We start from the raw sequence: 13,453 nt of genomic DNA, 5'->3' as shown, positions 1-13,453 counted from the left end.
CGGAGCGCCCCTAGAACAGGCTGAACTGCGTCTCCTTCTTCTTCCGGGCCGGTCGCACGTCCCCGACCTGCTCGAACACCCCGTCGAGCTGGTTCAGGAACGGCGACCTGGGTCGCCCGGTCGAGTGACTGAGGAACAGGTGCCGCTGGGCGCGGGTCATGCCGACGAACAGCAGCCGCCGCTCCTCAGCGACCTCGTCCGGCACCGGGTCGGCGCCCGGCCAGCGCAGCGGCAGCAGCCCGTCCTCGCAGCCCACGACGAACACCACCGGGAACTCCAGCCCCTTGGAGGCGTGCAGCGTCAGCAGCGAGATCCGGTCCGCCCTGGGGTCCCAGGTGTCGACCTCGACGCCCAGCGCCAGCTCGGTGTGGAACCGCTCGAAGTCCGCCCCGCACTCCCCCGCCAGCGGCTTGAGCAGCTCGTAGGCGGTGTGGTCCTCCCCGGCGACCGCGCGCACCCGGTCCAGCACGCTCTCCCCGGCGGCGAACCGCAGCTCCCGCACGATCCGCTCCACGCCGGGCCGGTCGGCGAGCCGGTCGTGCGAGCGCTTCTGGAACGGCATCCCGGACGCGGTCAGCGCGTCCACGACGGCCCGCGACTGCCGGTCGGTGCGGTAGAGCACGGCGAAGTCGGAGAACCCGAGGTCCTGGGTCCCGTCCGAGTCGACCCGCCCGCTGTCGAAGGCGTGGAACGTGGCCCCGCCGAGCACCTGCTCGATGGTCCGCGACACGAACACCGCCTCGGCCTGCTCGCTGCCCGCGTGGTGCACGCCGATCAGCGCGTCGCCGTGGTCGCCGAACGGCCGCAGCTCCCGGCCGGGGACCAGCGTGGTCGGCGCGACCACCTGGAGCGCGCCGGTGACGACGGGCGCGCTGGAGCGGTAGTTGCGGGTGAGGTGGGCGGTGCGGGCGGTCGGGAAGTCCTCCCGGAACCGCAGGAAGAACCCGACGTCCGCGCCCCGGAAGCGGTAGATCGCCTGGTCGGGGTCGCCGATGGCGGTGAGGTTGCCGTCCGAGGGGGCGAGCTGGCGCAGCAGCCGGTACTGCTGCTCGTCGACGTCCTGGTACTCGTCCACCGACACCCACCGCCACCGGTCGCGGTAGGCGGCGGCCAGGTCGGCGTCACCCTCCAGCAGTGCCAGCGGCAGGGTGATCAGGTCGTCGAAGTCGACCAGGTCCTGGGCGCGCAGGGCGTCCTTGTAGGCGGGGTGGCCGGTGGCCAGGAGCTCCTTGGCGGCCTTCTCGTCGGCGGCGACCGAGAGCGCGACGGCGAGCTGCTGGTCGGGGTCGGCGACGCCGAAGGAGCGGCTGAGGCCGACCCGGTCGTGCTGCTCGCGCAGGACCAGCACGCCGAGGGCGTGGAAGGTGGTGATCGTCATCGCGGGCGCGTGCGCGGGGGCGAGCGCGGCCATGCGCTCGGTCATCTCCTCGGCGGCGCGGCGGGTGAACGTGATCGCCAGGCACTGCTCGGCGGGCACGCCGCGCTCCACGACCAGGTGGGCGAGGCGGTGGGTGAGCGTGCGGGTCTTGCCGGTGCCGGGCCCGGCGATGATCAGCAGCGGTCCGCCCTCGACGCCCGCGGCGGCCCGCTGGTCGGGGTCGAGGCCGGAGAGCAGGCCGGTGGTCGGGTCCGACGCGGGCGCGACGGCGGGTTCGGCGGCGGACTCGGCGGCGGTCGGCGCCTCGACGGCGGGGGCGCGCCGGACCTTGGGCTTCTCCGGTTCGGGCGTCGCGACGAGGTCCTCGAACAGCGCGGGCGCGGCGACCTTCTTGGCCAGCTCCCCCGGCTGGAACAGCTTGATCACGCCGTACTCGCCGTCGTACCCGGCGTCCCGCACCACCTCGCCGCGCCGCAGCCGGATGATCGCCTCGCCGAGCAGCTCGGAGTGGTTGGACAGGTCGGCGAGCGGGGTGTCCTGGAGGATGCGCAGCTCGGGTCCGAACGCGGCGGTGAGCTTGTCGACCTCGGCGAGGACCTTCTTGCTCTTGGGACCGGTGCCCAGGAGCTCGCTGACGATCTCGGGCAGCGGCACGAGGCTGGTGAAGCCCGCGACCCCGTCGGGCCGGAACCCCTCCGGCCGGTCGGCGAGCTCCTCGACGCGGCTGAGCACGCCCACCGTCAGCGGCTTGCCGCACTCCGGGCACACCCCCCGGTGCGCGCGGGTCTCGGCGGGCTCCATGCGCACGTCGCACTTGCGGTGCCCGTCGACGTGGTACTTGCCCTCCTCGGGGAAGAACTCCAGCGTCCCGGCGTGCCCGACGCCGGTCTCCAGCGCCCGGCGCACCGCGAAGTAGTCGAGCTCGGTGTCGAACACGGTGGCCTCGCGGCCGAGCATGGGCGGCGAGTGCGCGTCGGAGTTGCTGACCAGCCGGTACTTGTCCAGGCCGGAGATCCGCCAGTTCATCTCGGGGTCGCTGGACAGCCCGGTCTCGACGGCGAACACGTGGTCGGCGAGGTCGACGTAGCAGTCCTCGACCGCGTCGAACCCGGACTTGGACCCGAGCACCGCGAACCAGGGCGTCCACAGGTGCGCGGGCACGAGGTAGCCGCCGCACTCCAGGGTGATCTCCAGCAGGTCGCGCGAGTCGAGCCCGAGGATGGGCCGCCCGTCGGACCCGAGGTTGCCGATCTTCCCGAGGCGCCGGTTGAACTCGGCGGCGGCGTCCAGGTCGGGCATGTAGACGAGGTGGTGCACCTTGCGGGTGCGGTCGCCGCGCTTGTAGATGGTGGAGATCTCGACGGAGAGCGTGAACCTGACGGGCGAGGCCGCGAGGCTGGGCGGCAGCTTCCGGTCGATCTCGCGGTCGAGGTCGTCGCGCAGCCGGAAGAGGCCGGGCTCGGCGTCGACGAGGTTCTCGCGGAGGTGGTCGTACCAGGCGGGGTGGGTGAAGTCCCCGGTGCCGACGAGGGCGATGCCCTTGCGGCGCGCCCACCAGGTCAGGTGTTCGAGGTCGCAGTCCCGGCTGCACGCCCGCGAGTACTTCGAGTGGATGTGGAGATCGGCCACGAAGCGCACCGGGCACACCTTAGTGGTGGAGCGGTGGCGCGCAGTGACAGCCACCGGGGACGTGGACCCAGGCGTGACCCCGGAAGGCCTTGACCGCGACGTCGACCCGCCGGAAGGGCAGCCGGTCCAGCCCCTGGTCACCGCTCAGGACGACCTCGCTGTGGAACTGGTCGGACACGATCACCCCGAAGTCCCGGTCGGACGCCTCGGCGACGGCGTCCCGGAACGGGGCGGCCTCGATGATCCTGGACGTGGTGACCACCGGCTCGCCCGCGATCTGCGGGTGGTTGACCACCGCCTCGCCGTCGTCGACCGCGATGCGCAGGCGGAGCCGGTAGGCGTCGTTGACCGAGCGGTTGACGTGGCCGAGCGCCATCGCGATCTCGTGGAACACGAAATCCCCCAGCACGAACGCCTTGGGCACGGACGCGCCGAAGGACAGGATGGCGCTGTCCCCGTCGATGCGCTCGAACCACAGGAACTGCTCGTAGCGCCGGTCGAACCGCACCCGCTCCAGGGCGATGTCCAGCACCTCCCGGAACGCGCGGTCGAGGTGCGCCTGGCGGTGCGGCCCGCCGGAACTCGAACCGACCACGTCCAGGCGCAGCACGGACTGGTTGACCGCCAGGGGAAGGGGCGGGGAGGCAGGGTGTCGGGCATCACGGCGGTGGACCTCACTCTGAGCTTCGCTACCGGTACTCGGTGTCCCTGCGCAGCCTCACAGCACATCCCCTGTCTCCTCGACATCCCCTGACGCCTTGCCCGTACTTTTGCGCCTCTGCCAAGCACGGCAGGCACGGGACGGGCAGGCTGCCCCTGCCGGTCTTGCCGACGAGGCCCGCGCCGCGCAGCCTCCGCACGGTCCGCTGCACCGTCGCCTTGGAGACCTGGACGTACATGCCGACCTCCTCCTGGTTCAGCGGCACCGCCCACCCCGCGCCCGAGGGCTCCGCCAGCTCGACCAGCGCGCGGAGGACCCCCGCGTCCACCTCACCGGAGAACAGGCGGCTCTCGTACTCGTCCGACCGGATCGCGAGGAGCGTCGCGCACGCGTCATCGCATGGTTCACCTGCTTTCTCATACCTAGTTGTGAACGTACGAAAAAGGGGTCGGCACGTCTTGTGTCAACCCCTTGACTGAAGAGCCAATTTAAATATGAAACATCTTTGCCATTTAGCAAAGAGGGAATTTTATCTCCGACCCCATGAACACGCTGACATTTAAAGCGATTTTCTAATCAGAATGTTCGGCTTCTAGGTGGCAACCATCAGGTGATCTGAACGTGAACGACCCGCCGATGCATTCCCCGAGAGTTCACACCTGGCTAAGTTGTACCTTCACGGTCATGCCTGGCTCCCAAAGTATCCGGCTGCCTCTGCGTAGTCGTCGGCGAGCTTCTTGCTCCGCTCCACAAACTCAAGTTCGCCCTTGCTGTCCCGATCAGTCCAGTACCGACCTTTTAGGCGTCTTGTCGGGTTTCCTGACACATCAAACACAGCCGAGCCGTGATGAATGCGGCTGCGGTGCTCGACACGCATATCCGGCTTGTTTAGATACAGATACGTCAACAAGACAGATCCGTCAACTTCGGAGACGTTGGCCGATGCCGAGGTAGACCTGGACTCATCGGTTAGCAGCTTCACAATGACGAGCGAGCCGGTTTGCTGCACAACGAGGTAAACCGTCTTTGGTTCTGGCTGCTTACCGGTGGCGGGATCGACCCAGAAAGAGGTCAGCGTTCCCTTCCAAGTGCCACGGATGCTCCGCGAAACTCCTGGTATCCGCTGGACGAGGGGTAGTCGCCACAACCAGAAGTCCCACAGGTTGAAGACGGCAGTGCTGACCAGGACGGCGGCAGAGAAGAACTTGAGCGCGGCCAGATCCGGCTGGCCGTCTTGTACCCAGGCTCCAATCACGAAAACAACGACGACCACCGCGACGATAACGCGGATAGTGATCGTTCGTTTCATGAGGCGTACCCCAAGTAGTTCCAGGCCGCTTTCGCGAAGTCACGCCCATCCTGACGACTCCACGACTGAGCGTTGTGAAAGAGGAACTTGCATTCACTTACCTCTAGCCATCGCTCAGATTCCTCGGTCGGTTCTGAACCTTCAAGGCCGTTCCAGATGTGGACGATAACACCTCGGATCGTTTTGGTCCACGTCGACTCAAGGAAAACGCTGTCAGGGCAGTTGCATACGAGACACTCGACAAAGAAGGACGGAACTTCGCAGTGAACGCCGTCGACGACCATAGCGTTCTCGACCCGCTTCATGATCCGAACGGCCTTCTTGTAGTACTGATTGGTACGAGCATTCTTCGCCCGCCCCTTCGCCAGCTGTTGAGCCGGATAGTTGACTAGGCTCTTCCCGTCTTTCTTGAAGACCTTCGCACCCTCCCGATAGCTGCCCGACGAGAGGTAGTAATGGTAGTCGAAGCAGGGAACAACATCGGCATCCACCCGAGCTGAACCTGAGTGAATGCGGAACGCGGTCGAGCCAGACGAGTCAACCTGGCCGGGGAACTTCTTCTTCAAGGCCGCTTCCAGCTCGGAACGCAGCTTGGTGGGTGTCCAGATCCCCTCGTAGGTCGAGCTGGATGGATGAGTGCCCTTGGCCGCCTCATCCCAGTAGACGCACTCTCCGCATTGGACAGCGATATCTACGTCGCTGTCGGCCTTAACGTTGGTGTTGTTGGCGTACGAGCCCTTGGCGTAGATATCGAGATCAATACCGCCAAAGGCAGGATGCTCCTTCACGGCCTCGCGGATCATCCGCTCAGTCCGCTCCTGCTTCTCCTGTTCGGTCGTACTCGATGGCCCAGTCCAGCTGCTGAGCTTGTCCTCCAGTGCAGTCATGTCCACTGCTCCTGTGTCAGCGGTGCGTCGTTCAGTTGGTCGCGGAGGCTCCGCCAGTTGGGCATGAACCGGTCCATGAGCTTGGTGAAGCGCGGGCCGTGGTTGCGTTCAAGGTGATGCGTCATCTCATGGACGACGATGTACTCCAAGCAGTCTGGGTGCTTCTTGGCAAGCTCGACATTGAACCAAATGTGCCCGCTCTCGCGGTTGCATGACCCCCACTTGGTCTTCATGCGCCTGATTGTCCATCGCGGCACCGACACTTCCAGGATCGGTTCCCACTTGGCAATGAGGTTCGGGATCGCTTGTCGTAGCTGCTCCCGGTACCACCGATCGAGCAGTTCACGTCGTCGTTCGGCTGTGGTGCCAGCAGGGACGTACAGCAGCAGCCGTTCGCCGTCTACCTCGAAGTGCGCTCGCCCTGGGCGCTCAATGACCTTCATACGGCGGCGAACGCCCCACACGTAGTGGGACTCGCCAGTGACCATCTCTCGCTCGGATTGGCGCGCGGCCGAGCGGAGCTGGTCGCGCCGCTGTTTGATCCACGGCAGCCGCTGGATCACGGCCAATCGGACGTGCTCGTCGTCAAGCTTGTGTGGAGCAGCAACCCGGACGCGACCGAGTGGTGGATAGACGCCGATGTGCAGGTTTTTGATGTCCTTATAGATGACATCGACGTCGATGCCAAGGATGGTAAGGTAGGCGCTAGCGGTACTCATGGCGTGTCCGTACCAGGTCAAACAGTTCATCAAGCCGGTCGAAGCCGTCTGGCAGTACCCGAGCGATTGCGCGTTTGACCCTCTTCTCCTTGATCGGGTTGCCCACCCACGAGTCCGGCTTGGTGTGCCGGATCGTCGTGTCGATCTCGACAGCGATCTCGGTTGACGGCCAGAAGAAGTCGATCAGGGCGCGGCGAGCACCGTTGTTGGCCCACTCTGGGTATTCGGTGTCGGACTCGCCCTTGCCGAGCTTGGTCGCGTGCTCCAGCAGCTTCGCGAGGTACTCCTTGTAGTCCAGAGCCCCTTGACGCCGCTCTTCGAGGATGGTGTCGAGCAGCTCGGACATCTTGTCGTAGTACTTGGGGTTCATCGCGCGTTCGTCGATGATCACCTTGCGCATGTTGTTAGTGATCGTCTCTGCCACCGCTTCGGGGTCTTTCTTGATGCCCGCAGGAAGCTTGTCGAGCGCACTGGCCCCCATCTGAACGATCAGCTGGATCAGCCCGGCGTCCTGGAAGTCCGAGACCACCTCGGAGGGCTTAGCGCTGATGTAGGTATCGAGCAGGTGGCGCATACCAGCCTCGTACTGCTTGAAGTCGACGTTCTCGCCTGCGCCGAGCTTGACCTCCTCGCGCACGTTGGCGTAGTGGGCAATCTCGTCCTTGATCGCTGCGGCTTCAGTATCGCTGTATCCAGCGGCGTTCATCTCGTTGGCGAGGTTGCTGTACGCGCGGGTCACGGCCGCGACCGCCTTGTACAGCGCGACCCGCTTGTGTTCGTTGGCCTTGATCTGCTCGACGTTGCCCTGTTCGCGGGCGCAGAAGTATTGCTGGTATTGCAGTGTATTCTTCGGCGGCTCAACTGGCTCACACAGCGCGCGGATCTTCTCCAGAGCCTCATCGAGATCTTCGCGAGCCTTCTCGATCCGGTCGGACAGCAGGCCCTCGATGTCCTTCTTCTCATAGCCTTCCAGAGCGCCACCGGTGTAGTCGGTGATGGCGGACTCAAGTGAGTTGAACAAGTCCCTGTAGTCGACAATGTAGCCGTAATCCTTGTCATCGCCATCGAGGCGGTTGACTCGGCAGATCGCCTGGAACAGGCCGTGATCCTGCATCTTCTTGTCGATGTATAGGTAAGTTGCACTCGGAGCGTCGAAGCCGGTCAGGAGCTTGTCGACGACGATGAGCAGGCGCATCTGGCCGGGATGGTTGATAAAGCGGTCCTTGACGTCCTTCTCGAACTGCTCGACCTTGGTCATCGCCTTGTCAGCGGGCTCGTTGAAGTGGTCGGCAAGCATCTGCCGGTAGATCTCGTATTGACGCAGTCGCTCGGTAGCACCGTGGCCTGAGTCTTCCTTGGCGATGTCGCGGACCTGCGGCGCATACGACGTGACGATGGCGCACTTACCCTTGAACCCAGCCTGCGTGAACAGCTCATAGAACTTGCACGCCTGATAGATGCTCGAACTGATCAGGATCGCGTTGCCGCGGCCATCGGACAAGCGCGGCTTGATCTCCATATCGAGCAGGATGTCGTTGACGATCTGCCGGGCGCGCGGTTCTGAGCTGACGACCTTCTGCATCGTGCCCCAGCGCTTCTTAAGCTCAGCGCGGGACAGGTCCGTCATGCCCTTGGTCTTAGCTTCGAACCACTTGTCAACCTTCTCGGGCGAGGTCAGCTCCTGGTCGATGTTGCGCGCCTCGTAGCGCAGGTCGAGCACAACGCCGTCGGCTACACCCTCATCGAACTTGTAGGTGTGGATGAAGCTGCCGAACTTCTCGATCGTGGTGGCCTTGTCGGCCTTGAGAAGCGGCGTGCCGGTGAAGCCGATGAACATAGCGCCCGGCATGAGCGCCTTCATGGCGTCGTGCATCTTGCCCGACTGGGTGCGGTGGGCCTCGTCGACGAAGACGAAGAGGTTGCCCTTGGCTCGGAAGTCCTTGGGGACGGTCGCGTTCAGCTCGCGGATGAACTCGCTCTCGGCCTGGTCGCGGGCCGACTCGTCCTCCGAGCTGCGGAACTTGTGGACCAGCGAGCAGACCAGCCATTCCTCGCTCATGTTGAGGGTGGCCAGCAGGTCGCCGCCGCTCTTGGTGCGGTAGATCGACTCGTTGACACCACGGAAGACCTTCTCGATCTGCTCGTCCAGCTCGGTGCGGTCGGTGATGAGTAGCACGCGGCCATCTGGCTGGTTCTCGCGAATCCACTTGGCCAACCACACCATGGTCAGCGACTTGCCGGACCCCTGTGTATGCCAGACGATACCGCCCTCGCGCTTGGCGATGCGCTCCTGCGCCGCCTTGACGCCGAAGTACTGGCTGTGTCGGCACGTTTTCTTCTGCCCCGCGTCGAAGACCATGAAGTCGTGGACCAGCTCAAGCAGACGCCCTTTCGAGCAGAGCTGGGTCAGGGAACGGTCGAGCGGGTCGGCTACGTCAGACGGCTCGCGCCAGGCCAGCCAGTATTTCTCCGGCGTGTCGATGACGCTATAGCGGAGCCCTTCCACGTCATTGCCAGCCATCACGAGCTGCACAGTCGTGAAGAATGACCGGATAAACTCCGGACGCTGGTTCCCGTAGCTCTGCCGGATACCCTCGGAGACCGCGACCTTCGAACGCTTCAGCTCGATTGTCTCGAGGGCAATGCCGTTGACGTACAGCACGATGTCTGGGCGCTTGGTGTGCTGACCTAGCACCGTGACTTCCTCGGCCAGGGCGAAGTGATTGGCCTCCGGCCGCGCCCAGTCGATTAGCCACACCGTCTCCGTCTGCTCACCCACGCCAGGCTTGACCTTCACCCCATAACGCAGCAGGCCGTAGACATCACGGTTCGCCTCGTACAGGTCACGTCCACCACCGAGCGAAGCGTCGCTCTTCAGCTTGTCGACTGCCTTGTTGATCAGGTTGTCGCTGTAGCCGCGAGCACGGAGGTTCTGAGCAAGCAGCTCGACCTCAACGTTGGAGTTTCCCTCGCGATATTCCCAATTGCCGAGATATTCATAGCCCAACAAGTTCCGGAACAGCTCGACGACACGATCTTGAGCCTTACGCTCGGGTTGTCCCACGTTACTCATGCCGTGCCCTCCGTGAAGGGGAGGCGCGTACGGCCTGTGAGCAGCTCTTGCATCATGCCCTGTTTGATTTCCCTCGCCTTCGCTAGCCGAACGCGGAGAATAGCGATCTCACGATCAGCGGCGGCGATGACCGACGCGATTGCTCGCTGCTCGTCGATATCCGGCAGCGTCAACGTGATGCTGGAGATGAACGAGCGCGTCGTCGCCAGCACCTTGGTACCCGCAGCAAGGCGGAGCAAGGCATCCCGGAATGACGGGATGAACTGAAGGTACGCCTTGAAGCCGTCCGCCAACACGGCCTCGTCGAACCGTGCTGCGATGGTGTGAAGACCGGGAACCACTCCCGCATCGGGCACCGACGTCACCTCGACTGACTTGCCCACTCCGTCCGGGTCCTCTGACGCATCGGCGAACACGAGATCCCCAACCTGGAGCCGCCCGGCGTTCCGCAGCAACGTCGAACTCGCTCGTGGCATCGCCTCGTGTGCTGCGTCCAACGTGACTCTGCTTCGAGTATGGATGTCGCCATAGTGCAAGTAGCGGACTGGCGACTCGCCATCAAGCTGCGCTCGCGACAATGCAACCGTTTTGACGTAGCTCACATGCTCGCCAAGCAGGACCTCACGCCAAGGAGCAGTGAAGCTGGGGAGGCGGGTCTTGCCGGTTAGAAGCTGCTGCATCATGCCTTGCTTGATCGCCCGCTTCTTGGCGATCATCCGCTCCAGGGTCGCAATTAGCTCGTCGGCACCATTGAGGACTCTCGCTATCACGGTTTGCTCATGAAGCGACGGCAGAGCCAATAGCAATGCCTTCACATCCGCCTTCGTGATATTCGGATCTTTTCGGCTGCTGCTTGCGACGGTCCGCCAGTAGCCAATGTTGTAATTCAGGAAGTACAACAGGTAGTCAGAGTTCAAGCGTTCAGGATTTGGCAGGATTGCCGTGATGGCTTGATTGGTAGCCGCAGGCACACGCAGTATGCCAGTTCGTCCGATCTGCTTAAAGCCCCCATACATGGCTACCAGGACAGTACCTACTGGAAGGACTGCGAGCCGTGTCTCCGAGATTGCACGCTCGGTAACACGTTCATCTGTTCGAAGAACTCCAGCGTTGGTAAGGTCCATGGTTTTCACCCACGGCACCGTCCCTGCGTCAAAGTAATCGGCTTGACGGGATCGTGAGGGCGTCTTGCCGGAAGCAAACGTAGCCACATCGCGAAGCAACACCGAATTCCAGCTGTTGTGTTTCATCCCACCCCCATCTCTGTTAGGTGCATGGCGACCCTGGTATCAAGCCTTTTCAGCTCGGCGTCGAGCGCACCGACTGTCTCGGCATAGCGCTCGCCAAGCTGCTGGATGCGTTCGACGAGGGCCAGGGTGAGGGTGTTGACTTCGCCAGCGACGCGGTTGCTGACAGTAGCTGCCCACTTATCGTCGAGTACAAGCTGCTTGATCTCGGGCAACGTGAGGTCGCCATACTTCTTGAGGGTCGCGAGGTCGAGCGCGGCCTGGGCCTCCTTGGCGGCTTTTTTGGCGACGACTTCCTCGTTGTATAGCTTGATCAGGTGTTGGAGAGCCTTGATCTCTTCTGGGTCAGCTCCTTCGTGCCGGGCTACCTTGAGCCGCGCCGAAGCAAGCACCTTAGAGATCTTGCCGTCGTCCATCGCCTCGGCGAGCAAGCCGTCTTCGACAGCGTGCTCCTCGACTTGCTCCTCGACGGCGCGGCCGGCTTCCTCGGCTGCCGCGTTCAGTGTGTCGACCTTGGCCTGCTCGTCTGCAAAGTAGCGGGCGGCGACGAGAGCAGGTGGGATGAGGTCCATCTTGTACTTCGTGGTACTACGCCCCGAGCCAACGACTAGGTCCGGCGTCTCGGAGAGCTTGCGTTCCTTGTCCTCGATAGTCTTACGAGGCTTCGCCGCGTCGAGCCATCCGTCGTTCATGATGAGAAAGACATCGTCGTGCATGAGGCCATGCCAATACATCATGAGCTGCTCATAAACGTCGTACTCGTCCAGCAGCGGAGTGTCCTTGAACCGGGCCAGTAGATCGTCGCTGATGTGAGCGATCAGATCCTTCGGGACGGTGTTGGCGTCGATCGCTTGCAGGATAGGCCGGTGGGCGGCGAACCAGTCGTCAACCTGGCCACGAACGTCGATCGCGAACTTCTGGAACTCGTCGGAGTCCAGGATGGTTTGCTGCACCTCGGTCACGCCGATCGCAAGGTCGCTGTAGCCGGGGCGGTTTGGCTTGAAGAGCGCGGTACGAAGGCTTGGGAACGCGTCCCAGTACCCGCTGAGCGCGTCCAAGTCGCGGCCTGGGGTCCCGCCGTGCAGGTGGGCGTGGAGATCCTGGATGTCCTCCGGTTCGGAGGAATCGATGTAGCGCGGGATGTTGAGGTTATAGTCGTTCTTCGGGTCGGCGATCTCGTGGAGCGACACCATTCGCGAGTAGCGCTCGATCTCGATCTGCCTGTTGAAGACATCGACGATCTTGTGAATATCCTGGCTACGGAGGCGGTTCTTGTTGCCGTCTTTGATGAAGCCCTTGGAAGCATCGATCATGAAGACGCCGGTGCGCGCCTGGGCGTTCTCCTTGTCGAGGACGACTATGCAGGCCGGGATACCGGTGCCGTAGAAGAGGTTGGCGGGCAGGCCGATGATGCCCTTGATGTAGCCGCGGCGCAGCAGCTCCTTGCGGATGCTGGCCTCAGCGTTACCACGGAAGAGTACACCGTGTGGCAGGATGACCGCGGCCTTGCCGTTGCTCTTTAGCGACTTGAGGATGTGTAGCAGGAAGGCGTAGTCGCCGTTCTTCTCCGGCGGCCGGCCGAACTCGAAGCGGCCGTACTCGTTCTCCAGGCCGTTGCTCCACGACTTGATCGAGAACGGCGGATTGGCCACGGCGAAGTCGAACGTCCGCAACTGCACACCCGTGATCAGCTGCGGGCTGGTGATCGTGTCGCCTTTGCGGATGTCCGCGTCCTCGTTGCCGTGGAGGATCATGTTCATCTTGGCCAGCGCCCAGGTGGCGTTGTCCTTCTCCTGGCCATAGATCGTGATGCCTCGTGGCGCCTCATCAGCCACCTTGAGGAGCAACGAGCCCGACCCGCACGTGGGGTCGTAGACCGTGTGGTCCTGCCGGGTGCCCGGCCCGATGCCGATGACCTTGGCGAGTATGCGTGAGACCTCAGCTGGGGTGTAGAACTGGCCCTTCGACTTGCCCGACTCCGTGGCGAAATGCCGCATCAGGTACTCGTAGGCGTCCCCGAGTAGGTCGTCGCCCTCAGCGCGGCTACCCCGGAAGTCCAGGTCGGCGAAGATCGTCACCAGCTTGGAGAGACGATCCTGCATCTCCTTGCCCTTGCCGAGCTTCTCCTCGTCGTTGAAGTCGGCCAGGTCGATGACCTTCTCCAGCCCGTTGGCCTCGGCCAGCTTGCCGATGACCTTGTTGATCTTGTCGCCGATCTCCTTGTCGCCCTTGAGAGCGACCATGTCATCGAAGGAGCCGCCCGCCGGGACGTCGATCAAGGAGGTTCGGTCGGTCTTGGCCTTGTCCGTCACGTACTTCACGAACAGCAGGGTGAGGATGTAGTCCTTGTACTGGCTGGCGTCCATGCCGCCACGCAGCTCGTCGCAGCTCCGCCAGAGCGAGCTGTACAGATCCGACTTCTTGAGGGCCACTACCACGCCACCCCCTTGCCCGCGTCGAGAGCTGGGCTCGCTGGGGAAGGTGCGACTGACCTGGCCATACTCTTGTATCCATCCTTCGCGCGCCAACCAGTACGGCCTTCATCACACA

General features: G+C 63.5%; 9 protein-coding genes. All 9 read right to left on the bottom strand.

The window, feature by feature from the left end; translation table 11 throughout:
- Positions 1-10 precede the first annotated feature (10 nt).
- Positions 11-3,016 carry a UvrD-helicase domain-containing protein gene (locus tag LV78_RS19940; RefSeq protein ID WP_253846777.1) on the bottom strand — a complete coding sequence of 1,002 codons (3,006 nt, stop codon included), beginning with the start codon at positions 3,014-3,016 and terminating at the stop codon, positions 11-13.
- A 10-nt stretch (positions 3,017-3,026) separates the two neighbouring features.
- Complete coding sequence (locus tag LV78_RS19935; RefSeq protein WP_253846776.1) at positions 3,027-3,617, bottom strand: hypothetical protein; 591 nt, start codon at positions 3,615-3,617, stop codon at positions 3,027-3,029.
- Positions 3,618-3,696: 79 nt separating this feature from the next.
- Positions 3,697-3,996 carry a helix-turn-helix domain-containing protein gene (locus tag LV78_RS19930; RefSeq protein ID WP_253846775.1) on the bottom strand — a complete coding sequence of 100 codons (300 nt, stop codon included), beginning with the start codon at positions 3,994-3,996 and terminating at the stop codon, positions 3,697-3,699.
- A gap of 354 nt (positions 3,997-4,350) precedes the next feature.
- Positions 4,351-4,977 (bottom strand): Cap15 family cyclic dinucleotide receptor domain-containing protein, encoded by a 627-nt coding sequence (locus LV78_RS19925; RefSeq protein WP_253846774.1) that lies wholly within the window; start codon positions 4,975-4,977, stop codon positions 4,351-4,353.
- A complete protein-coding gene (locus tag LV78_RS19920) occupies positions 4,974-5,864 on the bottom strand; it encodes a nucleotidyltransferase domain-containing protein (protein ID WP_253846773.1) in 891 nt (296 codons plus the stop codon). Before LV78_RS19920 ends, LV78_RS19925 begins: the two co-directional genes overlap by 4 nt.
- Positions 5,861-6,583, bottom strand: coding sequence for a M48 family metallopeptidase (locus tag LV78_RS19915; protein ID WP_253846772.1), 723 nt, complete (start codon positions 6,581-6,583; stop codon positions 5,861-5,863). The genes LV78_RS19920 and LV78_RS19915 overlap by 4 nt, the downstream gene beginning before the upstream one ends.
- On the bottom strand, positions 6,570-9,647 hold the full coding sequence (locus LV78_RS19910; RefSeq protein WP_253846771.1) for a type I restriction endonuclease subunit R: 3,078 nt from the start codon (positions 9,645-9,647) through the stop codon (positions 6,570-6,572). Before LV78_RS19910 ends, LV78_RS19915 begins: the two co-directional genes overlap by 14 nt.
- A 5-nt stretch (positions 9,648-9,652) precedes the next feature.
- Complete coding sequence (locus LV78_RS19905; protein WP_253846770.1) at positions 9,653-10,906, bottom strand: restriction endonuclease subunit S; 1,254 nt, start codon at positions 10,904-10,906, stop codon at positions 9,653-9,655.
- Positions 10,903-13,335: a type I restriction-modification system subunit M gene (locus LV78_RS19900; RefSeq protein WP_253846769.1), complete on the bottom strand. Its 2,433-nt coding sequence runs from the start codon at positions 13,333-13,335 to the stop codon at positions 10,903-10,905. Before LV78_RS19900 ends, LV78_RS19905 begins: the two co-directional genes overlap by 4 nt.
- Between the last annotated feature and the right edge of the window lie 118 nt (positions 13,336-13,453).

This window comes from Actinosynnema pretiosum (genome assembly GCF_024171695.1).
GTDB lineage: Bacteria > Actinomycetota > Actinomycetes > Mycobacteriales > Pseudonocardiaceae > Actinosynnema > Actinosynnema pretiosum.
This window is presented reverse-complemented; position numbering and strand designations above follow the sequence as displayed.

Excerpts from the sequence above, each read along its gene's own strand:
- LV78_RS19925 (WP_253846774.1), bottom strand. The coding sequence starts at position 4,977 with ATGAAACGAACGATCACTATCCGCGTTATCGTCGCGGTGGTCGTCGTT.
- LV78_RS19920 (WP_253846773.1), bottom strand. The coding sequence starts at position 5,864 with ATGACTGCACTGGAGGACAAGCTCAGCAGCTGGACTGGGCCATCGAGT.
- LV78_RS19915 (WP_253846772.1), bottom strand. The coding sequence starts at position 6,583 with ATGAGTACCGCTAGCGCCTACCTTACCATCCTTGGCATCGACGTCGAT.
- LV78_RS19905 (WP_253846770.1), bottom strand. The coding sequence starts at position 10,906 with ATGAAACACAACAGCTGGAATTCGGTGTTGCTTCGCGATGTGGCTACG.